At 61.4% G+C, this 26,893-nt stretch carries 20 protein-coding genes; 7 read left to right on the top strand and 13 right to left on the bottom strand.

Annotated features, from left to right (window positions below; translation table 11 throughout):
* Window positions 1-34 precede the first annotated feature (34 nt).
* Entirely contained in the window at window positions 35-3,757 is a 3,723-nt protein-coding gene (locus ACUY3D_RS01155) for a multifunctional oxoglutarate decarboxylase/oxoglutarate dehydrogenase thiamine pyrophosphate-binding subunit/dihydrolipoyllysine-residue succinyltransferase subunit (RefSeq protein ID WP_101736295.1), read from the top strand.
* Window positions 3,758-4,247: 490 nt separating this feature from the next.
* Here ACUY3D_RS01155 and ACUY3D_RS01150 read toward each other — a convergent pair whose 3' ends face one another.
* Together ACUY3D_RS01150 and ACUY3D_RS01145 are read right to left on the bottom strand one after the other, a co-directional pair.
* Complete coding sequence (locus ACUY3D_RS01150; protein WP_448240167.1) at window positions 4,248-9,866, bottom strand: G5 domain-containing protein; 5,619 nt, start codon at window positions 9,864-9,866, stop codon at window positions 4,248-4,250.
* A 348-nt stretch (window positions 9,867-10,214) separates the two neighbouring features.
* Complete coding sequence (locus ACUY3D_RS01145) at window positions 10,215-10,991, bottom strand: hypothetical protein (protein ID WP_070562912.1); 777 nt, start codon at window positions 10,989-10,991, stop codon at window positions 10,215-10,217.
* Window positions 10,992-11,153: 162 nt separating this feature from the next.
* On the opposite strand from ACUY3D_RS01145, the gene ACUY3D_RS01140 reads away from it, so the two are divergent.
* Window positions 11,154-12,293 carry an Mrp/NBP35 family ATP-binding protein gene (locus tag ACUY3D_RS01140; RefSeq protein WP_269948522.1) on the top strand — a complete coding sequence of 380 codons (1,140 nt, stop codon included), beginning with the start codon at window positions 11,154-11,156 and terminating at the stop codon, window positions 12,291-12,293.
* 7 nt (window positions 12,294-12,300) lie between these two features.
* Here ACUY3D_RS01140 and ACUY3D_RS01135 read toward each other — a convergent pair whose 3' ends face one another.
* From ACUY3D_RS01135 to sigE, 3 genes are all read right to left on the bottom strand, one after another.
* The gene (locus ACUY3D_RS01135) at window positions 12,301-12,873 is read right to left on the bottom strand and encodes a twin-arginine translocase TatA/TatE family subunit (protein WP_070597111.1); all 573 of its coding nucleotides are present in this window, start codon (window positions 12,871-12,873) and stop codon (window positions 12,301-12,303) included.
* 70 nt (window positions 12,874-12,943) lie between these two features.
* A complete protein-coding gene (locus ACUY3D_RS01130; RefSeq protein WP_250223754.1) occupies window positions 12,944-13,414 on the bottom strand; it encodes an anti-sigma factor family protein in 471 nt (156 codons plus the stop codon).
* 81 nt (window positions 13,415-13,495) lie between these two features.
* Window positions 13,496-14,161: an RNA polymerase sigma factor SigE gene (gene sigE, locus ACUY3D_RS01125; protein ID WP_154762030.1), complete on the bottom strand. Its 666-nt coding sequence runs from the start codon at window positions 14,159-14,161 to the stop codon at window positions 13,496-13,498.
* Between the two features lie 164 nt (window positions 14,162-14,325).
* Here sigE and ACUY3D_RS01120 point away from each other — a divergent pair, with 164 nt between their 5' ends.
* The gene (locus ACUY3D_RS01120) at window positions 14,326-14,973 is read left to right on the top strand and encodes an O-methyltransferase (protein ID WP_250223753.1); all 648 of its coding nucleotides are present in this window, start codon (window positions 14,326-14,328) and stop codon (window positions 14,971-14,973) included.
* 81 nt (window positions 14,974-15,054) lie between these two features.
* Here ACUY3D_RS01120 and glgC read toward each other — a convergent pair whose 3' ends face one another.
* Window positions 15,055-16,272, bottom strand: coding sequence for a glucose-1-phosphate adenylyltransferase (glgC, locus tag ACUY3D_RS01115; RefSeq protein ID WP_144014923.1), 1,218 nt, complete (start codon window positions 16,270-16,272; stop codon window positions 15,055-15,057).
* A 154-nt stretch (window positions 16,273-16,426) separates the two neighbouring features.
* On the opposite strand from glgC, the gene glgA reads away from it, so the two are divergent.
* The gene (glgA, locus tag ACUY3D_RS01110) at window positions 16,427-17,581 is read left to right on the top strand and encodes a glycogen synthase (RefSeq protein WP_070624808.1); all 1,155 of its coding nucleotides are present in this window, start codon (window positions 16,427-16,429) and stop codon (window positions 17,579-17,581) included.
* A gap of 11 nt (window positions 17,582-17,592) precedes the next feature.
* Window positions 17,593-19,050 (top strand): GH32 C-terminal domain-containing protein, encoded by a 1,458-nt coding sequence (locus tag ACUY3D_RS01105; RefSeq protein WP_269948521.1) that lies wholly within the window; start codon window positions 17,593-17,595, stop codon window positions 19,048-19,050.
* Between the two features lie 493 nt (window positions 19,051-19,543).
* On the opposite strand, the gene ACUY3D_RS01100 is transcribed toward ACUY3D_RS01105, so the two are convergent.
* From ACUY3D_RS01100 to dapE, 7 genes are all read right to left on the bottom strand, one after another.
* Window positions 19,544-20,428: a methyltransferase domain-containing protein gene (locus tag ACUY3D_RS01100; RefSeq protein WP_070624806.1), complete on the bottom strand. Its 885-nt coding sequence runs from the start codon at window positions 20,426-20,428 to the stop codon at window positions 19,544-19,546.
* A gap of 10 nt (window positions 20,429-20,438) precedes the next feature.
* Window positions 20,439-20,606, bottom strand: a complete 168-nt coding sequence (locus ACUY3D_RS01095) for a DUF3117 domain-containing protein (RefSeq protein WP_010187237.1) — start codon at window positions 20,604-20,606, stop codon at window positions 20,439-20,441.
* Between the two features lie 89 nt (window positions 20,607-20,695).
* The gene (locus tag ACUY3D_RS01090; RefSeq protein WP_070530397.1) at window positions 20,696-20,995 is read right to left on the bottom strand and encodes a DivIVA domain-containing protein; all 300 of its coding nucleotides are present in this window, start codon (window positions 20,993-20,995) and stop codon (window positions 20,696-20,698) included.
* Window positions 20,996-20,998: 3 nt separating this feature from the next.
* Complete coding sequence (locus tag ACUY3D_RS01085) at window positions 20,999-21,736, bottom strand: glucosyl-3-phosphoglycerate synthase (RefSeq protein ID WP_154762028.1); 738 nt, start codon at window positions 21,734-21,736, stop codon at window positions 20,999-21,001.
* Between the two features lie 3 nt (window positions 21,737-21,739).
* Window positions 21,740-22,552, bottom strand: a complete 813-nt coding sequence (folP, locus tag ACUY3D_RS01080; RefSeq protein ID WP_154762078.1) for a dihydropteroate synthase — start codon at window positions 22,550-22,552, stop codon at window positions 21,740-21,742.
* A gap of 26 nt (window positions 22,553-22,578) precedes the next feature.
* Entirely contained in the window at window positions 22,579-23,349 is a 771-nt protein-coding gene (locus ACUY3D_RS01075) for an LOG family protein (RefSeq protein ID WP_154762027.1), read from the bottom strand.
* 7 nt (window positions 23,350-23,356) lie between these two features.
* On the bottom strand, window positions 23,357-24,445 hold the full coding sequence (gene dapE / locus ACUY3D_RS01070; RefSeq protein ID WP_269948520.1) for a succinyl-diaminopimelate desuccinylase: 1,089 nt from the start codon (window positions 24,443-24,445) through the stop codon (window positions 23,357-23,359).
* Between the two features lie 91 nt (window positions 24,446-24,536).
* Here dapE and ACUY3D_RS01065 point away from each other — a divergent pair, with 91 nt between their 5' ends.
* Window positions 24,537-25,895, top strand: coding sequence for an amino acid permease (locus tag ACUY3D_RS01065; protein ID WP_154762026.1), 1,359 nt, complete (start codon window positions 24,537-24,539; stop codon window positions 25,893-25,895).
* A gap of 18 nt (window positions 25,896-25,913) precedes the next feature.
* Entirely contained in the window at window positions 25,914-26,885 is a 972-nt protein-coding gene (gene dapD / locus ACUY3D_RS01060; RefSeq protein WP_154762025.1) for a 2,3,4,5-tetrahydropyridine-2,6-dicarboxylate N-succinyltransferase, read from the top strand.
* The last annotated feature ends 8 nt before the right edge of the window (window positions 26,886-26,893 follow it).

The raw sequence follows: 26,893 nt of genomic DNA, 5'->3' as shown, positions 1-26,893 counted from the left end.
AACTTAGAAGCACAGAAAGAGGCGAGCATCTGCCGTGAGCAACTCGAGCATCTATGGCCCGAATGCGTGGCTGATTGACGAACAGTTTCAGCAGTACTCAAAGGACCCGAACTCCGTAGACAAGGAGTGGCGCGAGTACTTTGAGGCCAACGGGGCACCGAAGTCGGCCGCACAGTCCAAGGCTGCGGACGCTCCGGCCACCACCCCCGCACAGAAGAAGGGTGCGGCACAGGCTGCAGAGAAGTCCCCTGCCGCACCGGGTGCCAAGGCACCGAGCGACTCTAAGGCTTCCGCCGCGGCCGCTAAGTCCGCAAAGAAAGCGGAGAAGAAGTCCGAGTCCCCGCTGGACCGCATCAAGGACGCACCGGAGCCGGGTTCCCGCGTACTCAAGGGCATGTTCAAGGCAATCGCCAAGAACATGGACGAGTCCCTGGAGATCCCCACCGCCACCACCGTGCGCGACATCCCGGTCAAGCTTATGTGGGAAAACCGTGCGATGATCAACGATCACCTCAAGCGCACCCGCGGCGGCAAGATCTCCTTCACCCACATCCTGGGCTACGCGCTGGTCAAGGCCGTTCAGATCCACCCGGATATGAACGTGCGCTACGAAATCAAGGACGGCAAGCCCACCGTGGTCCAGCCGGAGCACGTCAACCTGGGCCTGGCCATCGACCTCCCGCAGAAGGATGGTTCCCGCGCCCTCGTCGTGGCTGCCATCAAGGAGGCGGAGAACAAGACCTTCTCCGAGTTCATCGATGCCTACCAGGACATCGTTGACCGCTCCCGCAAGAACAAGCTGACGATGGATGACTTCTCCGGCGTCACCATCAACCTGACCAACCCGGGCGGCATTGGCACCCGTCACTCCATCGCCCGCCTGACCAAGGGTTCCGGCGCCATCATCGGTGTCGGCTCCATGGACTACCCGGCTGAATTCGCCGGCACCTCCGCGGACCGTCTGGCAGACCTGGGCGTCGGACGCCTGGTTACCCTCACCTCCACCTATGATCACCGCGTTATCCAGGGCGCTGAGTCTGGTGAGTTCCTGCGCACCATCGGCCAGCTCATTCTGGACGACGCCTTCTGGGACGAGCTCTTCGAGTCCCTGGGCGTTCCCTACCAGCCCTTCCGCTGGGCTGCCGACGTCCCCAACACGGGCGTCGACAAGAACACGCGCGTCCTGCAGTACATCGAGGCTTACCGCTCCCGCGGCCACCTGCTGGCTGACATCAACCCGCTGGGCTGGAAGCAGCCGGGCCTTCCTTGGCCGGATCACCGCGACCTCGACCTGGCTACCCATGGCCTGACCATCTGGGATCTGGACCGCACCTTCAACGTCGGCGGTTTCGGCGGCAAGGAGACCATGACGCTGCGTGAGGTGGTTACCCGCCTGCGCTCCGCTTACACCCTCAAGGTCGGCTCCGAGTACGCCCACATCCTGGACCGTGATGAGCGCAGCTGGCTGCAGGAGCAGATTGAGGCCGGCATGCCGAAGCCGACCAATTCTGAGCAGAAGTACATCCTGCAGAAGGTCAACGCGGCTGAAGCCTTCGAGAACTTCCTGCAGACCAAGTACGTGGGCCAGAAGCGCTTCTCCTTGGAGGGCGCTGAGTCCCTCATCGCCCTGCTGGACTCCATCGTGGACACCGCCGCTGGCCAGGACCTCGACGAGGTCGTCATCGGTATGCCGCACCGCGGCCGCCTCAACGTGCTCTTCAACATCGTGGGCAAGCCGCTGGCAGATATCTTCGGTGAGTTCGACGGCAACTACAAGGGCGGCCAGCTCGGCGGCTCGGGTGACGTGAAGTACCACTTGGGTGCTGAGGGTGAGCACCTGCAGATGTTTGGTGACGGCGAAATCAAGGTCACCCTGGCCGCTAACCCGTCTCACCTCGAGGCCGTTGACCCGGTCATGGAAGGTATCGCACGTGCCAAGCAGGACATCCTGGACAAGGGCGCGGAGGGCCACACCGTCGTGCCGATCATGCTCCACGGCGATGCTTCCTTCACCGGCCTGGGCGTGGTCCAGGAAACCATCAACCTGTCCAAGCTGCGCGGCTACACCACCGGCGGTACCGTCCACGTAGTTGTCAACAACCAGGTTGGCTTCACCACCACCCCGGACTCCGGCCGTTCCACGCACTACGCCACCGACCTGGCCAAGGGCTTCGACTGCCCGGTCTTCCACGTCAACGGCGACAACCCCGAGGCAGTTGTCTGGGTGGGCAAGCTAGCCACCGAGTACCGCCGCCGCTTCGGCAAGGACGTCTTCATTGACCTCGTCTGCTACCGCCTGCGCGGCCACAACGAGGCCGATGACCCGTCGATGACCCAGCCGCTGCTCTACGACATCATCGATGACCACAAGTCCGTCCGCGAGCGCTACACCGAGGAGCTCATCGGCCGCGGCGACCTCTCCGATGAAGAGGCAGAGGCAGCTGCACGCGACTTCCACGACCAGATGGAATCCGTCTTCACCGAGCACAAGAAGGCGCAAGAGGCTGGTCCGAAGGAGCAGACCGGTATTACCTCCTCCCAGGAGCTGACTCGCGGTCTGGATACCTCCATCACTGCCGAGGAACTCGCCGAGATCGGCGATGCCTACGGCACCCCGCCAGAGGACTTCGAGTACCACAAGCGTGTTCGCAAGGTTGCCAAGGACCGCCAGAAGACCTCCCGCGAAGGCGGCATCGACTGGGGTTGGGGCGAGCTCATCGCCTTTGGCTCCCTGGCCAACTCCGGCAAGGTCGTGCGCCTGGCCGGTGAGGATTCCCGCCGCGGTACCTTCACCCAGCGCCATGCAGTGGCCTTCGACCCGCACACGGGTAAGGAATACAACCCGGTTGCACACCTGGCTGAGGCCAAGGGCAATGGCGGTAAGTTCATGGTCTACAACTCCGCGCTAACCGAGTACGCCGGCATGGGCTTCGAGTACGGCTACACCGTGGGTAACCCGGATGCTGTAGTGGCCTGGGAGGCACAGTTCGGTGACTTCGCCAACGGTGCTCAGACCATCATCGATGAGTACATCTCCTCCGGTGAGGCCAAGTGGGGCCAGCTGTCCAGCCTGATCCTGCTGCTGCCCCACGGCTACGAGGGCCAGGGCCCGGACCACTCCTCGGCCCGCATCGAGCGCTACCTCCAGCTGTGCGCTGAGGGCTCCATGACTGTGGCACAGCCGTCCACCCCGGCTAACCACTTCCACCTGCTGCGCCGCCAGGCACTTGGTGAGATGAAGCGCCCGCTCGTGGTCTTCACCCCGAAGTCTATGCTGCGTAACAAGGCTGCAACCTCCTCCGTGGAGGACTTCACTGAGGTCAAGAAGTTCCAGTCCGTCATCAACGACCCGAACTTCGTTGACATCAACGGCAAGAAGGTCGGCGATACGGACAAGGTCAAGACCATCATGCTGGTCTCCGGCAAGCTCTACTGGGAGCTGGCAAAGAAGAAGGAGGCCGACGGCCGCGACGATATCGCTATCATCCGCGTGGAGATGCTCCACCCGATTCCGTTCAACCGTCTGCGTGAGGCTTTCGAGGCTTACCCGAACGCAACGCAGATTCGCTTCGTGCAGGACGAGCCGGCGAACCAAGGTCCGTGGCCGTTCTACAACGAGCACCTGCGTGAGCTCATCCCGGATATGCCGGAGATGGTCCGCGTCTCCCGCCGCTCGCAGTCCTCGACTGCTACTGGTAACGCGAAGGTTCACCAGATTGAGCAGAAGAACCTGCTAGAGGAAGCCTTCGACGTCTAAAGGCGCTTAAGCCCCAGCGGCTGTCCCCAAGCACAGCGACGCTAGCAAGGCCCCGGCCACCACGAACTCACAACGAGTGCGGTGGCCGGGGCTTCTTCTTGCCCGCAGGGAACCCAACAGCTGCGCCGCACACGCCTACGTCTCCCCCGCCCACCCTTCGCGCTCACAGGGGGACATCAATCAGCGACCACTAGTGCTCCCGGTGAGCGCGAAGGGTGACGCACACAAGAGTCCTAAGGCCCCGGCGGTTCTCAGCGTTTCGGCCGACAGGACAGCGGGCCCTCAATCTTGCTCAGTTCCGGTCGAGGGGCGCAACACCACGAAAGCTGACAAACCTTGCTCAATGCCAGCATCGAACTTCGAAGGCGTATCTGGACCTCGCAGTGCGATTGCGTAAAAAGAAACGCCCGAGCTTTTGCTCGGGCGTTTGCTCGTGGTTCACTCAACCACTGCCTTGGGGCTGGCCAAGCCCCCTAAGGAAACCTAGGTCTTAGGAATCCTTGCGGCGGCTAGGACGCAGAATCAACGCTGCACCAGCGATGAGCGCCAAAGCCACACCAATGAGGCCTAGGACGTTGGCACCGGTGTTGGCGAGCTTGCCAGACGAGGTGCTCTTAGCAGAGGCCGGGGTGCTCGAGGTCGTACCAGGCTGGCTGGCCTGGTTCGGCTGAGCATTCTGGTTCTGCGTTGGCGTCGGCTGTGCTTCCGTGTTCGGCGCCTTCGGCGCTTCCGAAGCTTCCGGCACCTTCGGCTGCTGCGGCTTCACCGGCTCAACCGGCTTGACCGGCTTCGTCGGCAACTCCGGAATGTGCGAAGGCTTGAAGAAGTGGGCCAGTGCCGGCGGGATAATCAATAGCGGGATGAGCGGCCACAGGCCGCTGAGGTCCGGGATGCTCGAAGTAGAGGAACCAGGCTTTTCAGGTTCTTCGGTCGGGGTTTCCGTTGGGTCCTCGGTTGGATCTTCCGTTGGGTCCTCGGTGGGATCAACTGTCGGGTCCTCGGTGGGATCAACTGTCGGGTCCTCGGTGGGATCAACTGTCGGATCCTCGGTGGGCTCTACCGTCGGGTCCTCAGTCGGCTCTACCGTCGGGTCCTCGGTGGGATCAACTGTCGGGTCCTCAGTCGGCTCTACCGTCGGGTCCTCAGTCGGCTCTACCGTCGGGTCCTCAGTCGGCTCTACTGTCGGGTCCTCAGTCGGCTCTACTGTCGGGTCCTCGGTTGGGTCCTCGGTCGGGTCTTCCGTTGGGTCCTCGGTTGGGTCCTCGGTTGGCTCTACCGTCGGATCGTCGGTGGGAGCAACTGTCGGGTCGTCCGTCGGCACTTCGCACTTGCACTTGGAACCCACACGAATCTTGCGCGGGGTCGGCTCCTTAATGACTTCCTCAGACGTCTCCGGATCGCCTTCCGGCTCGCCGTCCTTGAGCTTCCAGGTCTTGGTTACTTCCTTCTCACCAAATTCGCCTGCCTGGTCCTCAACAACCTTGCCAACTTCCAGGTTCGGGTCATACTCAATGATGGTGTCGAACGGAGTGCTCTCCTTGTGCTTATCCGTCAGCACAGTCTCGTGGTGGGTCGCAGGACCAACCTCGATGATGTGTGTGGTCGGATCACTGATCTTCTCAGTGGACTCATCCTTCGTCGCCTCACCGTTCTCAGCGTTAACGGTGACGGTGTGCTTAATCTCACCCTGCTTGCCTTGCTGGACAACCTTGGTCTCGCCAGGCTTCAGCGCAGGGTTAACGCGGACCTCAACCTCGAACGGAGTGTGCTCATTCCATTCAATGACCGTGGATGCAGGTTTACCCTTGGTGCCTATCCTGACGATCTTCTTGACTGGTTCGCTAACACGCTTAGTGGTGGTCTCCGTACCAGTAACCTTCGAATTCTCGATGGTCTTCGTCGTGGTGACCTTGTCCTTGCCCAGCTTGCCCTCTTGGACGGTCTCCTGGGTACCGGCTTCCATCGTGTCATCGAAGATGAACTCGGTCTCGAACGGCACATCGACCTCATACTCGGAGGTCTCAGAGCCCTCGGTCTTGGTGCCAACACGGATCACCGCGTTGCTCGGCTCCTTGGTGCGCTCAGTAGTCACAATCGGCTCACCATCCGGCTTACCGTCCTTGATCTTCTGAGTGGAGGTGACGGTCTCGCTACCGAGCTCGCCTTGCTTGTCGACGACCTGCTCGCCCTCCTTCAGCGTGTTGTCAAAGACAATCTCGGTCTCGAACGGAACCGGCTTTTCAACCTTGGTCACCACAGAGGTGTCCTTGGGCGCTGGGCCGTACTCGATGATCTCATTGACAGGAGCCTTGGTCTGCTTCTCCTCCGGGGTCACCGTTGCCTGGTCGCCCTTCGCGGTGAAGTCCGCGGTGTAGGTCTTCTCACCCGGAACACCCTTCTGGACAACCTTGATCTCACCCGGCTTCAACTCCGGGTTCGGACGGGTCTCAACATCGAACGGAACCTGAGCGGTCCACGTAACCTTCTCAGAGGCCTCAGACGGCTTGGTGCCAACGGTGATGACTTCGTCGACAGGCTGCTTGGTGATCTCTTCGGTGATCTTGGGATCGCCCGGCTTGGAGTTGACGATGTCACGCTTGATCGTCACCGTCTTCTCACCCGGCTCACCCTTGGTGGTCACTTTTGACTCGCCAGCAGGCATGTTCGGGTCATACTTCACTACAACCTTGTACGGGGCCTCAGCCTTGTAGGTCTCGGTGTGCTCACCGGTGGTCTTGGTACCGACGCGGATGATCTGCTCGGTCGGCTCCTTGGTGCGCTCCGTGGTGACGGTTGGGTCGCCGGAGGGCTTGCCGTCGACAAGCTTCTGCGTGGAGGTCTCAACCTCGGTGCCGAGCTCGCCCTTCTGATCGACGACCTGCTTGCCCTCTTCCAGGGTGTCATCGAAGACGACCTTGGTCTCAAACGGAATCGGCTTCTCGGTCTTGGTCACCAGCTCGCTCGGGGCCAGACCCGGGCCATACTCAATGATGCGCTTGACCGGTTCCTTGGTGGTCTTTTCCTCAGCTACCTCGGCCTTGTCGCCCTTAGCGGTGAACTTAGCGGTGTAGGTCTTCTCGCCGTCCGCGCCTTCCTGGACAACACGGGTTTCACCAGGCTTCAGGTCCGGGTTCTCGCGAACCTCAGTCGGGAAAGGAATCGGGACCGTCCAGGTCACGTCCTTGGCGCTCTCGGCAGGCTTGGTGCCGACGACAACGACCTCATTAACCGGCGCCTTGGTGCGCTCCCAGCTACCGTCCTTGTTCTGCTTCTCCGAGCCCGCCTTGCCTTCGGTTTCAACCGTGTAGGTACCGGCCGGGACGGTGTCGTCGTATTTGTAGACGACGTCAAACGGAACTTCGCGCGTCGGAACGTCAACAACGTTCACAACACCGTAAGCGGTGTCCGTGGAGCCATCCTCGTAAGTCACAGTAACCGGGATCTTGACCTGGTCACCCGGCTTGGCATCCTTAGGTGCGGTTGCGGTGATCTGGCCATTGTCATCAATGCTGACGGTCCAACCTGCCGGAACCTTACCCAACTTGTAGGGGTTTTCCTTCGCAACGTTGACGTTGTCCGGCTTCTCAATCGTCACCGGCAGTTTCGCAGTGTCACCCGGGTAGACCGTTTCCTCGGGGTAGGTTGGATCGGCCTCCCATTTGTTGGTCAGCTTCACCACGGTGGTCACGGGCACCTTCGGGGTGGATCCGTCTGGGGTTTCAACCGTGACGCTGATGGTCTTCTGCTCACCCGGCTTGGAATCCGCCGGCGGAGTGGAGGTCACCACGCCAGTTTTCGGGTCGATCGTGTACTTCCAACCGTCAACATCCTGTTCGGTGATCGGCGATCCATCGTCGTTCTTACCAAAGGAGAACTTCGATCCCTTCGGGGCGTCCTCAACATGGTGCTCCACAGACTGGTTCGGGCCTGTGACCTGTACGTCGTAGGTAGGGGCGATGTCGCTCTTGAGCACGACAACGGTGCCCTTGACCTGCTGCGGTTTAGCGGTGTTGTCGTAGTAGGCAAGAACCGGAACGTCCAGGATGTATCCTTCGGGCGCTGTCCGTGGGATGGTGGTGGTGATTTCACCAGTGTTCTCATCGATCTTGACGGTCCACGTACCGCTGTCATCCGTGACGGTGTACTCGGTCTTGCCGCCTTCAAACGTGTAGCGCTTCGGGGCTTCATCGTTCGTGTTACCGCTCAGGCCGCGCTCCGGGAGCTTCGGCTTGAGGCTCACCTTTGCGGTCGGCTTGTTGGTCACCGTGTCATAGTCGGGGATCTTGATGTCCACGATGGCTTGGAACTGCGTCTCAATCTCATCGGTGGTCTGATCCGGGTAGGTGGCCTTGATCTTTGGGGTGATGATGCTGCCCGGCGGGACGGTTTCGTCTGCCTTCGCGGTAACCCTACCGGTCTCATCGACGGTAACGGTCCAGCCATCCGGAACGGTATCCGGGTCAACCTCAAACTTCGCGGGGTGAACCGGGCCATGGCCCTTCATGATGGACTTGGTGCCAACCTGAGCCGTAATGCTCTGGCCCACCTTGCCCTTCGAAATACCTGGGCGCACTAGGTCGGTGACCTGGGTGTGGTTCGGTTCAACGACTACGAGCAACTCAAGCTCATCGGTGGAGCCGTTCGAGTACTCCACAATAACCTTCGGACGAGCGAAGGTGCCTGGCTTTGGCTCCTCTGGAGCGGTGACGGTGACGTTGTAGTCCTCGTCCGTCTCAACAGTCCAGCCCTCGTAGACGTACTTCTCATCCAGCTTGACCTTGGCTTCGAAGCCCTTTTCGCCCTTCTTCTTCGCTAGGTCCCTGATCAGGTCCGGGGTCTGGGTGAAGGTAACCTTCTGTGGCTCGGTAGCCAGCGGCCCGGTGGCGCTATCGACGCCGGAGATGATCGAGGCGTCGGTCTTGTCGTACTTCGGGGTGTGGTACTCGGTGTCGTCCAGGGAGAACGCCTTCGAGTCGATGACGTTCGCCTTGTTGTAGCGCGTCAGCGAGTTGGAGCTTTCGAAGGCCTGACCACCTCCGAAATTGTTATTCTCGACAGCAGCTTGAAGCTGATCGACGGTACGCGGCTTCGCCAGAACGGAGAAGTTCACGTTCTTGTCAGTTGCCAGGTCGGTACCGCGGTACTCAGGCCACGTGAAGTAAATGTCACCGTTGTCGTCGATGCGTAGATTCTGCTCGCCGCCAGACGCTGCAGGGTCCGTAGTTCCAATGAACTTACCGTTGCCGTCGTAAGCTTCCACAAGCATGCGCGACATTGAATCGTCCGTGCCGCCGTTAACAACTTCCGGAACGTTGATGTGACCGACCTTGGTCTCTTCCCCTGGGACGATGACGTGCTTTTCGAAGCTCTCCCACGAGACCGTAATCGGGTTACATTCGATGTTCTCGCTCGGCCAAGGGTTCACGACAGCCGTGTACAGGGCATTGGGGCCCTGAGTCGCTTTCAGGCCGTTGGGATTCTCCTTCGTGTACTTGCTCTGCCAGACGTAGCGCACCGGGTTATCTTTACCGGCCTCAGCGAACTGTGTGACCTCTTCCTCGGTCAGGTCGGCGTAAAGATTCAGGTTTCTCTGAGTACGTGATGCCGTAATACTGATGCTTTCATCGGCCTTCGCAGTGGCAGGCCCCAAATCACCAAGAGGGGTCTCTCCGGGGTCCTTCGAGGAAACTGAGCCAGCATTCAGTACGGCTCCCAAGTTTCCAGCATTAGTAAAACCCCAATCCGCGAACGTACGGTCCTGCGAGTTGTCAAAAGATAGGCTCAGACCCCAATCCTTTTGCTTTTCAACAGGCGTACCCGAGCTCGGTTCCACGGTATACCAGGTAAAACCCGCCTGGCTGCCGCTTGGGGAATTCTCATTGATCACACACGAACCAGCCGGCAGGTCCGAGGCCTTCTGCTTGCCCTTCTCCACCGCGCCGGACTTATCGCGGATGCCGCCAGTCAGCGTTGCGGCTGCGGCCTCGGGGGACACAGTATTAAAAGACGTGACGCTTAGCCCACTGAGCGCGAGAGTAATGGCGGAGAGAGCGGCCACTCCCCTGCGAGAGGCGCGACGGTGGGGCGAACTACTGCTTTGTGCATTCATTTCAATAGACCTTTCCAATGCAAAACTCTGCCTCGCCCCCCGCGGGAAAGCGTTGGTCTTAGGGCTTGCCAAGCGCTCTCCCCACAAATACCCGAGAGAACAGACAGGGAATAGACAGGTTATCGTTCAAAATAATACCTACCAAAGAGGAGAAAAGCAAGGAAAAATACCTACTCACCAGCCATTTATTGACGACAGTTCACAGCATTTTAAAAGCTGAAAATTCGCTGAACCGTCCACCCTATGAGACAGGACTAGGTTTCTGCATGTAGGGCACGGGGAGACGTCGCCAAGCACAGCGTGCCCACCGTCATGCGAAGCACACGATCAAGCGGTAGGCGCAACCGTTTAGGATTCCTCGTGAACCAAATCCGAGCCACCGGAGGAATTGGAGTCGCCCTCCTCGTTGAGGTTCTGCGAGAGGTTGGCCTCCATCCAGGCGCGCACGGCGCCCTCGAAATCCTCAGACTCCTCCACCTCCTCAACGACTTCATCGAGGTCCTGCGTCGTCAGGAATTTGGTAAAGGACGCGATCTCTAGTTTCTCATCGCGGTTAAAAAGCCCGTCTTGGTAGACCACGACGTAGTTTTGCGGCAGTTCCGGCTTGGAGTTAGGGCAGCCCTCAGCGCCGGCGGGCTCGACCACGGACATCTCCGGAGGCATCGACGCCATGAGCGCAACGTGGGTGCGCTCCAGGAAATCCACGTCCTTCGTCCCCTCATCCTTGGCGGCCACATAGTCCTTTGAAATCTCGCGGGCCTCCACCGGGTTGTAGACGTTTAAAAATTCGCCCGTACAGCCAACGAAGAAGTTTCCGTTCGTGCTTACCCCACTGACGTGTTCACCGCCGCGCCGGACCATCATTGGCTCCTGGGAAACGGTGGCCGCACGCCCCTCATCGCGGAGGGTCTGGCGGTAGATTTCCGCCAAAACACGCTGTTTATGGGATGTCGGGTCAATCATGATGGTGATTGGCGCCGATGCAACAGGCTTGGGATCTGGCTTGGGCTCATATCCCGAGCAAGCGCTGAGCGACGCCCCCACAACCCCCACCAAGGCCACCCCAGCAACGCGGGAGAAGGTTCGGGAACGTGAGGTTTCGCGGGGCATCAAGATAGGGCGCATTCTTTCTCTTAAACCAGACATGGAGCAGGACATAAACCACAACATGTCACTACTGTGCAGCTGCAGCGCTTCAGGCGCAGCATCTGGCTGAATTTTACACATCCCATTGCCCTGACGCGGTGTGGCTCTCCTCAGCCACGGGCGACTAGACTGGTGCGGGTTATGACTAGCGCTATTACTGAATCTTCCGTTCGCGACGCGCTCACCCGCGTCGATGACCCAGAAATCGGTCGCCCCATCACTGAGCTTGGCATGGTGAAGTCCGTGACCGTCACCGGCTCGGACGTGGATATCGAGCTTTATCTCACCATCGCGGGCTGCCCGATGAAGAGCACCATCGAGTCCAATACCCGCGCAGCCGTTTCCGAACTAGACGGGGTCGGCGAGATCACCATCTCCATGACACCGATGAGCGATGAGCAGCGTAAAGAGCTCAAGCAGAAGCTGCGCGGCGGACAGGCCGAGCCGGAGATCCCCTTTGCCAAGCCCGAGTCCACCACCCGCGTCTTCGCGGTGGCCTCCGGCAAGGGCGGCGTGGGTAAGTCCTCCGTCACGGTGAACTTGGCCGCTGCCTTGGTAAACAAGGGCCTCAAGGTCGGCATCGTCGACGCCGATATCTACGGCCACTCCGTGCCCAGCCTGCTGGGTTCCACGGCGGGCCCCACAGTGCTTGACGACGAAATGCTGCTTCCCCCCGTCTCCCACGGCATCAAGCACATCTCGATTGGCCAGTTCGTGGAGGGTAACGCGCCCGTCGTCTGGCGCGGGCCCATGCTCCACCGCGCCCTCCAGCAGTTCCTCGCGGACGTCTTCTGGGGTGATCTTGACGTGCTCCTGCTGGACCTACCGCCGGGTACTGGTGACGTGGCTCTGTCGGTGGCCCAGCTCATCCCCAACGCCGAGCTGCTCATCGTCACCACCCCGCAGGCGGCCGCGGCCGAGGTGGCCGAGCGCGCCGGTTCCATCTCGCAGCAAACGCGCCAGCGCGTGGCCGGCGTGATTGAGAACATGGGCGCGATGGTCATGCCGGACGGCTCCACGATGGATATCTTCGGCTCCGGTGGCGGCAGCGTGGTGGCCGAGCGCCTCAGTGTGCTGCTGGGCCACGAGGTTCCCCTGCTGGCCAGCATCCCGCTCGATCCGAGCCTGCGCGCGGCTGGCGATGCCGGAACCCCCATCGTCATCTCTGCGCCCGACTCCCCCGCTACCGCAGCCATCACCAAGGTGGCGGATTCCATTGCGGTGCGCTCCGATTCACTCGTGGGCAAGAAGCTCGGTTTGGGCGTGACCCGCAAGAACTAATCGGGTCTTAGGTGACGTCCTCCCAGGAGGAGCTGCCCTCGCCGGTGGGTGTAGTCCCGCCGCGCGGGGGCTGCGTCGTTTTCTTGTTAGTCGCTCGCTCTTCCACGGACTGCTGCGCACCCAGGTCTGGGTAGACCTGCGAATAATCAAACGTCGGCCGCGCGGGGTTCTCCTGTGGCGCGGGCTGCGCTGGTCTCTGCGGCGCGGGTTGGTTGTTTACTTCTGCGTCGTGCTCGTACGGGCTGGTGCTCTTCTTGATGTCCTCAGCCATCTTTTTCGGGTTGAAATCGTCCCAGGCGGAATCGTCGCCGTCGAAAAGCGCCTTGGTGATAACCCCGCGCGGCCCCATGCGTGTCCACTCCGCCGCCTGGCTCAGAGGTACGCGAAGGTCATCGAACTCCGCGCCGAGACCGCTCATCTCACCGTTGAGCTCCGCCTTAGCGTTGGCAATTGCTTTGCGCGCCGCATAAATCGCCGCACGCACGTCCATAATCACACCGGGCAGGCGCTCGGGGCCGATGATCACCAGACCCAGCAGCACAATGACAAGGATCTCTACCCAACCAATTGAGGAAAACACGAAACTATCTTAACTACTTCGCTAATGGTGACAGGGCGACGGGCACGCGGAAGGCTTCGGGGCTTATAAGTCAGCCCCGCTGGTTATGCCGGATGGCGCGCACAACCATCTCCACCTTGTCAAGGAAGTCTTGGCGAGGCCGATGGGCGGGCATCTCCGCGTCCGGCCCAGGCCCAGCGCCCTGATTAGCAATACCCGCAAGTTTAGCCATGAGGGAATCCGGCGCCTTGACGTGGGAATCCACGCTGCATTCCCGAATCCATTCGGCGGCATTGCGCTGGTGGTGAATGTCCGCTCGGCACTCCGCGCAGTGCACGAGATGAACGCGCACGCGGTGGGCATACTTGGCCGGCATTTCACCATCGACAAAGGCGACGACCGCCTCGGGCCCCAAGTGGCCGATCGTATCCGCGCGCTGCGCGCGTGACTTGGCTTTATCGCGGACTTTGGCTTGGGCCTCAGTAAAGAATCCGGACAAGCCTAGGGAGTGGCCATGATCCTGATCCCCCGAGGACTTCTTATGCCCTGATTCCTTCACCACAACGTCACCTCCACTCAGCGCGTACTCTCAACCTTCACTTAGCTGCGAGTTTCGCAGTCCTAAGGCTAAACGCTGCCCAGTCTAGCGCGTGCGCAGCAGGCTGCGGGTGTCCGCGTTGGTCTGCGCTTCCTTTTCCAATGCGGCGCGCAACTGGGAGCGGCCGCGGTGGATTCGAGAGCGCACGGTACCCATCTTCACGCCAAGGGTTTCGGCGATTTCGTCGTAGCTCATGCCAACGACATCACAGAGCACCACCGCAACACGAAAATCAGGCGCAAGGTTATCCAGTGCCGATTGCAACGCCGGGTCGAGGTTAGCCACCGAGTAGGCCTGCTCCGGGGTCATGTCAGTGCCGGGGACACGCTCATAATCCTCCGGCAAGGCCTCCATGCGAATTTTGGAGCGGTGGCGGACCATGTCCAAGAAGAGGTTCGTGGTAATGCGGTGCAGCCAGCCCTCAAAGGTTCCGGCCTGGTATTTATTCAAGGAGCGGAAGACACGCATGAAAGTCTCCTGCGTAAGATCCTCAGCGTCATGCTGGTTACCGGAGAGGCGGTAGGCCAAACGGTAGACACCATCAGCATGTTCGGCAACGAGTTCACCCCAAGAGGGCATATCACCCTGACCAGCGTCGAACGCTGCGGTTCCGGTCAGCTTTTGGGCTTCTGCGTTTTCGGAAGAGCTGACGGTGGAAGAAGAATCACGAGTGCTTTGAGCGGGCTCAACACTGCGCTGCTGTGTGGTCATGAGGATCATCATTCTATAGTGCGGGCCGAAACTCCAGCCAGCGCACTGTGAGCAGCCTGTGAATCCGTCACTCCTCTTACATGCGCTTCTTGTGCCACACGGAGAGGACAATCGCGGGCGATTCTCGGCGCGCAGCTGCAGCGAGTTCACTATGGTTTTCTATTGTGACTACTACGGCTTATGACGCAATGCGAACCTATATCGAATCCACCAGCGAGAGCTCTGAGGTGCTCGCCGCCGCCCGCGCCCACGCGGAGGAGTACGGACTGCCTTCGCCGGATGAGGCCACCGGCCAGCTGCTCAGCACGCTCGCCGCGGTTTCTTCCGGTACCGCCTCCCGCCCCCAAGCGGTGGCGATTACCCCCGCTGCCTCTGTCGTGGGCCTTTACCTGTTGGCGGGGATGCCGGACAACGGTATCTTGACCTGCATTGACCCAGAGGCCGAGCACCAGGCCAGCGCCAAGCGGGCGTTCCGCGATGCTGGCTACTCCCCTAGCCGCGGGCGCTTCCTTCCTTCCCGCCCCCTCGACATCATGGGCCGCTTGGCTAATGACACATACCAGGTGATTTACGCCGAGGTTCCCGCCCTCGACATGCCTGCGCTTCTCAAGGCAGCGTGGCCTCTGCTCCATCAGCACGGCACCTTGGTGTTGGCCAATGCGCTTCTCGACGGCACCGTGGCCGACCCCTCCCGCACCGACCGCGACACCGCCGCCGCCCGCGAGGCCGACGAGTTTGCTCGCTCCCTCGACGGCGCCGCCGTCACCCGCCTGCCCTACGGTGCGGGCTTGACGCTCATCACCAAGCTCTAGTCCACCAAGCACCACAAAAGCGGGCGCGAAGGTGGCAATCACACCACCCGCACGCCCGCTTTAGGACAGAAATAGCGCGGCTTAGACCTTTACGTTCTTGCCCACAACCACGACTCCGCCTTCAGAGACCTTGAAGCGCTCCTCATCGCGTTCGCGGTCCACACCGATGATTGCGCCGTCACTAACAACCACGTTCTTATCCAGGATGGCGTGGCGGACCACCGCGCCACGACCGATGCGCACGCCGGGAAGGATGACGGAGCCTTCCACCGTCGCCCCATCCGCCACGTGCACGTCCGAAGCCAAGACGGAGTTGCGCACCGTACCGCCGGAGACGATGCAGCCCGGAGCCACCATCGAGGACTGCGCAATACCGTTCTGCACAAACTTCGCCGGCGGGAAGTTGGAATCATCCGTGGAGTGGATAGGCCACGAACGGTTGTACAGGTTGAAGATTGGGTGCACCGAAATCATGTCCATGTGCGCCTCATAGAAGGAGTCGATGGTACCAACATCACGCCAGTAGCCATGGTCACGCTCCGTGGAGCCGGGAACTTCGTTAGCCATGAAGTCATAGACATGCGCCTGATCGCGCTTCACGAAGTAAGGGATAATGTTGCCGCCCATATCGTGAGCGGAATCCTCATCTTTTTCGTCTTCCAGCAACGCGTCGATAAGCGCCTGCGTGGTGAAGACGTAGTTGCCCATGGAGGCATAGGTCATGTTCGGATCATCCGGGGTCGCCGGAGGATTGGCAGGCTTCTCGACGAACTCCGTGATCGTGCCCATCCCATCCGCCTGAATGCAGCCAAAGGCGGAAGCCTCCGAGCGCGGGACGCGGATACCCGCCACCGAGCAATCCAGACCGGTGGCGATGTGCTCTTCCACCATCTGGGCCGGGTCCATGCGGTAGACGTGGTCGGCGCCGAAAACGATGACATAGTCCGGCTTTTCGTCATAAATCAGGTTTAGCGACTGCAGGATCGCATCGGCCGAACCGTTGTACCAACGCTTACCGCGGCGCTGCTGAGCCGGCACGGAGGCGATGTACTGCGGGGTGGGTCCAGACAGGTTCCACGCTTGGGAGATATGACGGTCCAGAGAATGGGACTTGTACTGGGTCAGCACCGCAATCTTGAGGAAACCGGCGTTGACAAGGTTGGACAGCACGAAATCGATCAGGCGATAGGAACCACCGAACGGAACGGCGGGCTTAGCGCGGTCTTCCGTCAGAGGAAAAAGGCGCTTTCCCTCACCGCCGGCAAGGACAATGGCAAGGACATTTGGAAGGCTTCTCACATCACCCAATCTATAGACGTTTTCTGGATCGCGCAGTCGAAGAGTGCTTGTTTTTACCCCCTTTTGATTGCCTCTCGCCTCCCCCGCGGGCCAACGTGCCACATGGCCTCTCAAGGTTTAGCGCGAGCTGTGGATAATCCGTATTCTGGCGATTATGAGAGCCGGAATTTTTTCTAAGGAGTATCCGCCGGAGATTTATGGCGGAGCGGGCGTCCACGTTGCAGAGCTCACGCGCTTCATGCGCGAGATCATCGATGTTTCAGTTCACTGCATGGGTTCTGAGCGCGACGAGAAGGATGTGTTTGTGCATGGCGTTGATCCCTCATTGAAGGAGGCTAACGCCGCGCTGCAGACACTCTCCACAGGGCTGCGCATGGCCAACGCCGCCTCCGATATTGATGTGGCTCACTCCCACACCTGGTACACGGGACTGGGTGGGCACCTTGCCAGCCGCCTGTACGGCATCCCCCACGTGGTCACCGCACACTCGCTCGAACCCCACCGCCCGTGGAAGCGCGAACAGCTTGGTGGTGGCTATGAGATCTCCTCGTGGTCGGAAAAGAACGCCATGGAGTACGCTGACGCCGTCATCGCGGTGTCGGCCGGAATGAAAGACTCGATCTTGGATGCCTACCCCCGCATCGACGCCGACAAGGTCCACGTGGTCCTCAACGGCATCGATACCCAGGTATGGCAACCGGGTGAGTCGGCGGTGCTGGATAAGTTGGGCGTCGACAAGCAGCGTCCCATCGCCGCCTTCGTGGGTCGGATCACCCGCCAGAAGGGCGTGAAGCACCTGCTGAAAGCCGCCCAGAACTTTGACCAAGACATTCAGCTTGTGCTGTGTGCCGGCGCACCCGATACGCCGGAGATTGCGGCGGAGACCGAGGCCCTCGTGGAGGAGCTACGCGCCCAGCGTGACGGCGTGTTCTGGGTCAAGGACATGCTCTCGCGCGAGGAGATTAAGCAGGTCTACTCCGGCGCCGACGTGTTCGTCTGCCCCTCAATTTATGAGCCTTTGGGAATCGTCAACCTTGAGGCAATGGCTTGTGGCACCGCCGTGGTGGCGTCCAATGTGGGCGGCATCCCCGAGGTCGTTGTCGACGGCGAAACTGGTGTTTTGGTCAACTATGACGCAGATGACGACGCGACCTTTGAGGCCGATATTGCCGCCGCCGTGAACCGCGTTGCTGCCGATAAAGAGCTGGCACAACGCTTCGGTGCTGCGGGCCGCCAGCGCGCCATCGAGGACTTCTCGTGGGCCACCATCGCGCAGCAGACCGTGGACATTTACCGCTCGTTAATGTAGGAAGGACTGCCGTGACGCATAAAGAAACGCACCATCGCCCAGAACTTCACTTCGTTCCCGATAGCGGGATCCTCGACGCCCCCGCGGGAATCGTCCGGGACGGTCATACCTGGCACTTGTTCCACCAGTACCGCCCTGACGCTGGCCAGCCTGCGCGCTGGGGCCATTCCACCTCCGAGGAAACAGCCTTCGCGTGGCTGGACTGCGACGACGTCCTCGCCCCCGTCGGTGGCGAGCTGTCACTACGCGCAGGCTCAGTGGCGGAGGGCAAGGACGCCCTCAACCTTTATTTCACCTCGGTAACCTCGGTGGGCACCAGCGTGCGCTTGGCGCGGTATACCGACTACGCCGATGAATGCATCGTGTCTGATGACCCTTCTGCGCTCGATCCGGATGTCGTCCGCTTTGGGGAGGCCGTGGGCGCCCACACCAACTATGACCGCTTCCGCTCGCCTTCCGTGGTCCCGGATTGGGCCAAGGAAGACCGCGAAGAGGGACACGATGGCTGGCTGATGCTGGCGCTGACCGGTCATTCCGATGCCCCTATGCCGGTAATTCTGGACAGCCCCAATGGCGAATCTTGGACTCTTCTTGGGCCCTTGAGCTTCGACGGCGACCCTGGCTTCGAAGACGGCGAGGTCCCGGCTACCTCCCCCATCCCGCCGGTGGTGTCACCGCGCTTGGTGCGCCTTCGTGACGAGGTAGATAGGGAAATCTACGATGTCCTCTTCGTCACCTTAGAGCGCGAGGGCCGCGACGTTTCTGGCTACATCGTGGGCCGCCTCGACGGCACCGTGTTCACCGTGGCACGAGGTTTCCAGCGTGTGGACTATGGCCATGACTTCTCCCGGCCACGCAACACCAACACCACGACCGGAACGATTCCGCAGGAGCGCCGCTACGACCGCGCAGTCATCCTCGGCCTGCTCAATGGCAATGGCCGCGGTGATGACGCTACCAAGCACCCCACGTGGGAGGCTGAGGACTGGGCTAATAGCTTGTCACTGCCACGTGCAGTCACGCTGCAGGGCGGTGTGCTCTACCAGACTCCGGCGGAGGGGCTGCCGGATGCTGTGAAGCTCTCGGACTACGCACGGTCTTGGACAGGCGTATTGGAGGTGCCGGCGGGCTCGAGCGTGACTGTCACGCTGAAGGACGGCTCCGGTGACGCCGCTGCGGTCATCCGCCACACGGGCGAGGAAATCAGTTTGGATCGCTCCATGTCGAAGGCCTTCGACAACTACTTCAAGGAGTCCGCGCCAGCAGTGGCCAAGCTGGCCGAGGGCGATTCGGATACCCTCACCGTCATTCAGGACGGTGCCAGCGTTGAGGTGTTCGTAGACGGTGGATTGGTGGCTATGAGCTCCCGCGTCTACTTCGAGGGCGGTTGCTCCGCTATCGAGGTCAGCACCGAGGGCGAGGCCACTATTGAGCAGTCCTGGAACAGGAAGGGCACCAAGCTCTCTTAAGAGCGTCGAACGACGATTATAGAAGGAGGCCCAGGGCGACTGGGCCTCCTTTTGTGTGTGGGCCCACTGTGAAGTACCAGACCCGTAGCGCCCCTGTGCCCGCGGTCATCTTTTCTCGCGCATGACTCATCAGTTCCACTCGCTCCACTTCCGCCCTTCGCGCTCACCGGGAGCGGTCATGACGGCTGATTGAGGCTCTTGGTGAGCGCGAGGGGAGAATTCGATGGGTGGCTTCGAGGCAAGGGTTCAGCGAAATAGCCAGCGCGTCAGCGCAAGCTCCAGATCACAGTGAGCAAACAGGCCCAGGGGTGGTTGCATCACAGGCCGCCCCGCCCTTCGCGCTCACGGAGGAGCTAAAACTTCCGACGGACCCATTGCCGGTGAGCGCGAAGGGTCGTTCCGGAGAGAAAAGGGACGTTCCGAAGAAAGAAGGGCCGTTCCCCGGGGCTGAAAAGCAAGGGCTGGCAATGAGAAGCCGAGCGCAAGCGATGAGTTAGGCCGAGCGCAAACGATCCAGACGGGCGTGGGCCGTCACAGTCAACGTCTGCGGCAAGGAGGCCATGCGCTCTGCCAGCTCTTCCGGACTAATGTGGCGCGCCGAGGGGCTCATCCCTACCTGCGCGGCGATGGACGCCTTGTCCAAGACGATGGGGAAAGAAATATCGACCGGATCCGCTGCCTGCTTAAGGAACCCTTCCGCCTGCGTGTAGAGGCGATCCACCTTGCCTTCTTCCACGCCGAGAATTCCCAGCGGCTCTCGCAGCTCATCCAGGTGACCGGACTGCGGGGTCAACACGATGACCTCCCCGCCGGGTGCGAGAACGCGCTGAAACTCCGCCGGATTGCGCGGCGCGAAGACCACCGAGATGGCATGGATTGAATCATCTTTCAAGGGCAGGCGCTCCCACACATCCGCAACCACAGCGCCGACGCGCTCGTGCGACTTTGACAGGTGTTTAGCCGCATGCGTAGAGATATCGAGGCCCACGCCGCGAGCGCCCTCGATCGAATCGAGCGTGTGCGCCAGGTAGTAACCCGTGCCAGCGCCTACCTCCAGGAGCGAGGGGGCGGTGTCCTCATTGAGGCCTGCTTGCTGAGCCGCGTCCTGACTCTCCAAAGAATCTTGCACCGCTCCAGTGACTGCCTCCACGAAGGGCGCGAAATGCCCCATCGCCAGGTAGGTTTCACGGGCGGTGACCATCGCGGCATCGTCACCTTGATGCTTCAGACCCGCACCAGCTGCCAACGTGACGTAGCCTTGCTTGGCCACGTCATAGGAATGGCCGGTCTCCGACACGAGGCGGGAAAAATCATCCGCGCCCTCAAGGGCGCTGCCATCGGCGGGATCGGCCAGAATATCGACGATATGTGAAAGCATGCTCCCTAGACTAGCTAGAAACTGCTACGAGGAGTGAACCCAACTCCGCTGCTTCTTCTTTGCTGAGCTCAATAACAATGCGTCCACCCCCGTCAGAAGGAATGCGCATGACGATCTTGCGGGACTCCTCTACCGCTTCCATCTCTCCACCAGTGGTACGGGGCTTCATCGCTGCCATATTGAGTCTCCTTCGACTGTATTTTGTACGTCCTTCTAGTCTAGCTCTTTTTCGGCTGCCGGCGGCAGACTCGTCGCTGTAGGCTCGGCCTAGGCCTGAACCGAAGGTTCTGAAGGTTCGCCCGATGACGCCGCCTTGGCACCCCAATGGCGCTCCACTGCCGCCAACAGGGCATCCACTTGGTCCTGGCGGTAGCCGCGCGCAACCACGTCAAAGCGCAGGTCATCGAAGCGCCCCTCCTCGAGGGCCCGAAGATTCTCCCGATCGGTATCCACGGCCTTGTCGGGAGCGCCCATGACAGGCCCCCGGCCCACGAAGCTTCCCCACGCCCACGTGCCGATGATGATGAGGGCAATGAGCACAACGATAAGAAGAATCCAGGACATCATGCGCTAAATCCTACCCAGCAATGGTGGCCTTTGGGCAACAGGCCCAACCACGCCAGCACGGGACAGGATGGTGCGCGCAACCACATCGGCCATCGGGGCCAGCTCCTCCAATGGTCGGTTACGGTGGGTGCGGGTGCCCAGGTCAACCTCGGCGAGGGCATAGGGGCCATAGCGCTTGGCGACGTCTATCAGCAGCCCCGCTTCCACCCCGTACCCTTCCACGAACGGCAGCTCCATGGCGGCCGCGCGTCTTAAGGCGTATTCGCCGCCGAGTGGTTGGTCAATGTGTGCGAGCTCTGGGAAGAACTGTCGCAAAAGCGGCTTGGCGGTCAGCTCGGTCACGCGCCCGCCACCGGTAGGCTTTCCTTGAAAGCTGCGCTGGTAACGCGCCTTAACCATCTGAATGTGCGGATCGATGAAAGGCTCTGTGAGCGCGGAAACCATTCCGGGCGCGGCGGATTCTAGGTCCGCATCGATGAAGACGACGATGTCGCCCTCAACTGCCGCCACGCCGCGCCAGAGGGATTCGCCCTTGCCGGGGCGGGGCTCCTCAGGCAGGATCTCCCGCCAATTGAGCACCTGAGCCCCTGCCGCCTGCGCCTCAGCCGCAGTTTCATCGCTCGAGTCTGCATCGATGACGATGACCTCTAGAGGATCATCCGCCAGGCAAGCACGCACCACGTGCGCGACTGTGCGCTCCTCGTTGAGCGCAGGGATAACCACAGAAACGCTGTCGGTCATGGCTTAGGCTAGCCCCCGCGTCGTGGCCAAGGGAGCTATCTGGCCCTGGATGGCGGCGGTCATGCGGATGACGTCGAGAGTCGGGGCCACCTCATGGACCCGAAAGGCCGCCACGCCCCGTGCCGCCGACCATGCCGTCGCTGCCAGCGTGCCCGCGACGCGCTGGTCCACGGCGCGGTCGAGGGTCTCACCCACAAAGTCCTTGTTCGACAATGCCATGAGCACCGGCCAGCCGGTCGCCACGATCTCGTCGATGCGCCGCAGCAACTCCAAGCCGTGGAAGGTGTTTTTGCCGAAGTCGTGCGTGGGGTCGATAAACGTCAGCTCCTCCGGGCAACCGAGGTCGGCGGCTCGCTCGGCCAGCCGCGTGGTCTCGCTGATGACATCGGCAACCACATCATCGAAGTGCACGCGGTGCGGGCGGGTGCGCGGTGTGACACCGCCAGTATGCGAGCACACGTAGCCCACCTTGTGGTGGCCGGCCACCTCGATGAGCTCCGGGTCCCAGCCGGCCCACGTGTCATTGACCAGACCAGCACCGGCGGCGATAGCCGCTTCTGCTACCTCAGCGCGCCACGTGTCCACGGAAATCAGCGCCTCTGAGCGGCGGCGGTGCAGCTCCGCGATGGTGGGCACGACGCGCTCGATTTCCTCGGCGGCGTCGACATGCTGACCCGGGCCGGCCTTGACGCCTCCGATGTCGATGATGGAGGCGCCGTCGTCAAGCGCTTGCTCCGCGCGCTGGATTGCTGGGTCGAGCTCGAAGGTGGCGCCCTTGTCGTAGAAGGAGTCTGGGGTGCGATTCACAATCGCCATGACCCGCGCGAGGTTGTGCGCTTGGGTCACTTGCTCTCCTGCTCCCGCAGGCGCTTGTCCGACATGACCTTGTGCGCGGCCAGGATGTGGGCGACGGCTTCATCGATATCGTCGGTAACCAGGAAAAGATCGAGGTCCTCGGGGTTGATGAACCCGCCCTCGGCCAGGGTCTTCTTCATCCACTCCACCAGACCGGACCAGTATTCAGTACCCATGAGCACGATGGGATAGTTGGTCACCTTGCCGGTTTGGACCATGCACATGACCTCGAAGAATTCATCCATGGTGCCCATGCCGCCGGGAAGGCAGATGAAGGCCTGGGAGTACTTGAGGAACATGGTCTTGCGGGCGAAGAAATAGCGGAAGTTAAGCCCCAGATCCACGTAGGGGTTCAGGCCCTGCTCGTGCGGAAGCTCGATGCCCAAGCCCACAGACAACCCTCCGGCCTCGTGCGCGCCGCGGTTGGCCGCCTCCATGATGCCGGGGCCACCGCCGGTGATGACGGCATACTTGGCTTCTACCAGGCGGCGGCCCAAGGCCACACCTAGCTGGTAGTTCGGATCCTCCTCCGGGGTGCGAGCGGAACCGAAGACGGTCACGGCCTTCGGCAGCTTGGCCAGGGCGTCGAAGCCGTCCACGAACTCGCCTTGGATGCGCAGGACGCGCCAGGGATCGGCGTGCTGCCATTCGTGATCCGCGCCGGACTGCAGCAGCCGTTGGTCAAAGGTGGAGGACTGCTCTCCAGCAGTACGCACGAGAAGAGGTCCGCGCAGAGTGCGCAGTTGCTCAGGCGTCATGGTGGTCTTATCCCTTCAGGTAGTTCAAGAGTGCGGTCGAGACTTCGGCGATCTGGGTGACGGGCACTTGCTCGTCCTTCTTGTGGGCAAATCCCGGGTCACCAGCGCCGAAATTGACGGCCGGGGTCCCCATCTCGGAAAAGCGGGCCACGTCGGTCCAACCATACTTGGCGCGGACGTTGCCGCCGACGGCGTCGACAAGCGCGCGTGCCGCCGGCTGGCCCAGGCCGGGCAGGGCGGCGCCGGCGATGTCATCGACCTCCACGGTGATGTTCTCGTGTTCGCCGAGGACCTCCATCAGGTGCGCCAGCGCCTCCTCGGAGCTGCGGTCCGGGGCGAAGCGAAAGTTGACGAACATCCAGGCCTCATCCGGGATGGTGTTGGTGGCCACGCCGGATTCGAGGTGGACGATGTTGAGGCCCTCCTTGTAGGTGCAGCCGTCAATCTCCACATCGCGCGGCTGGTAATTGGCCACGTTGAGCATCACCGGCACCAAGGTGTGGGCGGCGTTGGAGCCCAGCCAGGCGCGGGCCGAGTGCGCGCGGGTCCCGTGGGCGGTAACGCGCACGCGAATGGTGCCCTGGCAGCCGGCCTCTATCATGGCGCCGGAAGGCTCCCCCAGCAGAGCGAGGGCCCCCTTCAGCCATTCCGGGTGATCCTTTTGCAGGTGGCCCAGGCCGTTGAACTCGGTGGCAACCTCCTCGCCCTCGTAGGCGATGACGGTGAGGTCGTGTTTGAGATCATCGGAGTTGTACAGCTGTGCAAAGGCGTTGAGGTAGACCGCCATGCCCGACTTCATGTCCACGGTGCCGCAGCCGTACATGATCTCCCCGTCCTCCGACATGGTGTGGGGGACGTTATCAGCCAGGGGCACAGTATCGATGTGGCCGGCTAGGACCACGCGGCTTTCAAAACCCCGGTTCGTCCGGGCACACACGGTGTTGCCATAGCGTTGCACCTCCACCGTGTCCTGGTCCAGATCGCGCAGGGCCTCCTCGACGGCGTCGGCGATAGCCTCCTCGTGATGGGAAGGGCTTGGGATATCCACTAGGGCCTTAGTGAGCTCGATGGGATCGGAGAAGAGATTTAAAGTCACAACCCGCCATGCTAGCGCCCCCGGATGCTCAGCGCATTGCGTAAAGTACTTCCCATTACAAACAATCAATAGCGTTGAAGGTGATCACCCTATGGCAGCGGCCACACAACTTAAAACCCGCCACCTCACCATGATGGGTCTCGGATCCGCGGTGGGTGCGGGGCTCTTCCTGGGCGTGGGCCTAGGCATTCAGGTGTCCGGCACCTCCGTTCTCATCTCCTATGCGGTAGCTGGCGCGCTCATCGCCTTGGTGATGTGGATGCTCGGAGAGATGGCCGCGGCGCGGCCTTCGCTGGGCGCTTTCTCCACTTATGCAGGACAGGCTTTTGGGCCGTGGGCCAGGTTTACGTTGGGCTGGATTTACTGGTTCATGCTGGTCATGGTGATGGGCGCGGAGATTACCGGTGCCGCGGCTATCATCTCGAATTGGTTCGGGGTCGATCCGTGGATACCGGCTTTGGTGGCTGTGGTGTTCTTCGCCGTGGTCAACTTTGCCGCCGTGGGTGGTTTCGGCGAATTCGAGTTCTGGTTCGCCATTATCAAGGTGGCCACCATCGTGGCCTTCCTGGGCGTCGGCGTGCTCATGGCTTTAGGCATCCTGCCCGGAATGGACCTCTCACTGGCGGGCCACAACTTTACAGAGAACTTCCTGCCCAACGGCGGCCCCGGTTTTGCTGCCGGCCTACTCGCCGTGGCTTTCGCTTTCGGTGGCATCGAGCTGGTCACCATTGCCGCCGCCGAGTCCGAGGATCCAGCGCACAACGTCGCCACTGCGGTGCGCGCCATCATCGTGCGCATCATGGTCTTCTACATCGGTTCCATCCTGGTTATCACGCTGGCATTGCCTTTCAGCTCCATCCAGGACGCCGACGTCGCCGCGGACTCGCCCTTCACGCTGGTCCTCGCCGCCGCGAAAATCCCCTTCGCTGCGGGATTCATGGAAGCCATCATCGCCCTAGCGCTGCTCTCTGCCTTCAACGCACAGATCTACGCCACCTCCCGTCTGGTCTATGACATGGCGAAGGACCATAGCGCGCACCACATCTTCCTTCGGACGAACACCTCCGGTTCCCCCATTTTTGCGGTGGTGCTCTCCATCATCTTCGCCTTTGCATCGGTGGTGCTGCAGTACTGGAACCCGCCGGGATTGTTGGCCTTCCTCTTCAACGCGGTTGGCGGCTGCCTGCTGGTCATCTGGTGTTTCATCGTGGCCTCCTATATCAAGCTGCACCCACAGATGCAGGCCAACGGCGAGCTCACCACGCTGCGCGTCCCGGGCTTCCCGTGGCTGCCGTGGCTCACCGCCCTAGCGCTGGTAGGCCTTACAATCCTCATGCTTTTCGACGCCTCCGCCCGCAACCAAGTCCTCGCCGTCCTCATCCTGACCGTGGCCCTGGTTGTGATCTTCCACCTACTACCGGGTAACTCACGGCGCACGGCCGAGGCGTAGCTGCTAGGGTGTGAGCCTATGACTTCAGCATCCGCACGCGGCCTGGCAACCATTACCCACGACGGCACCGTCCTGGACGTTTGGTTCCCGGCAGTTCACACCGATATTTCTGTAGACGCCAGCGGCACCGAGCGCTTGGAAGAGGTTCCGCAGCAGTTCGCTGACCTGGTTGGCCCCGATGAGGAGCGCGGCGTCGCCCGCATCGCCGTGGAGACTAAGATTGCAGACCTTGACGCAGCACCTGCCGATACCTACGACGCTTACCTGCGTCTGCACCTGCTCTCTCACCGCGCAGTCAAGCCTCACGGCCTGAACGTGGACGGGATCTTCGGCAAGCTGGCCAACGTGGTGTGGACCAACTACGGCCCCTGCGCGGTTGCCGATTTCCAGATGGTCCGCGGCCGCCTCGCTTCCCGCGGTCCGGTCGTTGTCTACTCCGTGGATAAGTTCCCGCGCATGGTGGACTACGTCGTCCCGTCCGGCGTGCGCATTGGTGACGCCGACCGCGTTCGCCTGGGCGCCCACCTCGCCGAGGGCACGACCGTAATGCACGAGGGCTTCGTCAACTTCAACGCCGGCACCCTGGGCGCCTCCATGGTCGAAGGCCGCATCTCCGCGGGCGTCGTCGTGGGCGATGGCTCCGATATCGGCGGCGGCGCCTCCATCATGGGCACCCTGTCCGGTGGCGGCAAGGAGGTCATCTCCATCGGTGAGCGCTGCCTGCTCGGCGCGAACTCCGGCGTGGGCATTTCGCTTGGCGACGACGCCGTCGTCGAAGCCGGCCTTTACGTCACCGCCGGCACCAAGATTGCCGTCTTTGGCAAGATTGCTCAGGCTCTCGGTTTGTCTGAGGGCGATACCATAAAGGGCTCCAAGCTCTCCGGAGTCTCCGGCGTGCTGCTGCGCCGCAACTCCGTCACCGGCGCCGTCGAGGCCGTGGACTGGAAGTCTGAGGCCGTGGCCCTCAACGAGGACCTACACAAGAACTAAGCGCTGCT

The sequence above is a fragment of the Corynebacterium guaraldiae genome (genome assembly GCF_053480195.1).
The sequence above is the reverse complement of the archived record's forward strand: the minus strand, read 5'-3'. Positions and strand labels throughout refer to the sequence as shown.

Coding starts and splice junctions, on each gene's coding strand:
- folP (WP_154762078.1), bottom strand. CDS start 22,552: ATGGCGATTGTGAATCGCACCCCAGACTCCTTCTACGACAAGGGCGCC.
- ACUY3D_RS01140 (WP_269948522.1), top strand. CDS start 11,154: ATGACTAGCGCTATTACTGAATCTTCCGTTCGCGACGCGCTCACCCGC.
- ACUY3D_RS01095 (WP_010187237.1), bottom strand. CDS start 20,606: ATGGCAGCGATGAAGCCCCGTACCACTGGTGGAGAGATGGAAGCGGTA.
- sigE (WP_154762030.1), bottom strand. CDS start 14,161: ATGACCACACAGCAGCGCAGTGTTGAGCCCGCTCAAAGCACTCGTGAT.
- ACUY3D_RS01145 (WP_070562912.1), bottom strand. CDS start 10,991: ATGCGCCCTATCTTGATGCCCCGCGAAACCTCACGTTCCCGAACCTTC.
- ACUY3D_RS01090 (WP_070530397.1), bottom strand. CDS start 20,995: ATGATGTCCTGGATTCTTCTTATCGTTGTGCTCATTGCCCTCATCATC.
- ACUY3D_RS01150 (WP_448240167.1), bottom strand. CDS start 9,866: ATGAATGCACAAAGCAGTAGTTCGCCCCACCGTCGCGCCTCTCGCAGG.
- glgA (WP_070624808.1), top strand. CDS start 16,427: ATGAGAGCCGGAATTTTTTCTAAGGAGTATCCGCCGGAGATTTATGGC.
- ACUY3D_RS01065 (WP_154762026.1), top strand. CDS start 24,537: ATGGCAGCGGCCACACAACTTAAAACCCGCCACCTCACCATGATGGGT.
- dapD (WP_154762025.1), top strand. CDS start 25,914: ATGACTTCAGCATCCGCACGCGGCCTGGCAACCATTACCCACGACGGC.
- ACUY3D_RS01085 (WP_154762028.1), bottom strand. CDS start 21,736: ATGACCGACAGCGTTTCTGTGGTTATCCCTGCGCTCAACGAGGAGCGC.
- ACUY3D_RS01075 (WP_154762027.1), bottom strand. CDS start 23,349: ATGACGCCTGAGCAACTGCGCACTCTGCGCGGACCTCTTCTCGTGCGT.
- ACUY3D_RS01100 (WP_070624806.1), bottom strand. CDS start 20,428: ATGCTTTCACATATCGTCGATATTCTGGCCGATCCCGCCGATGGCAGC.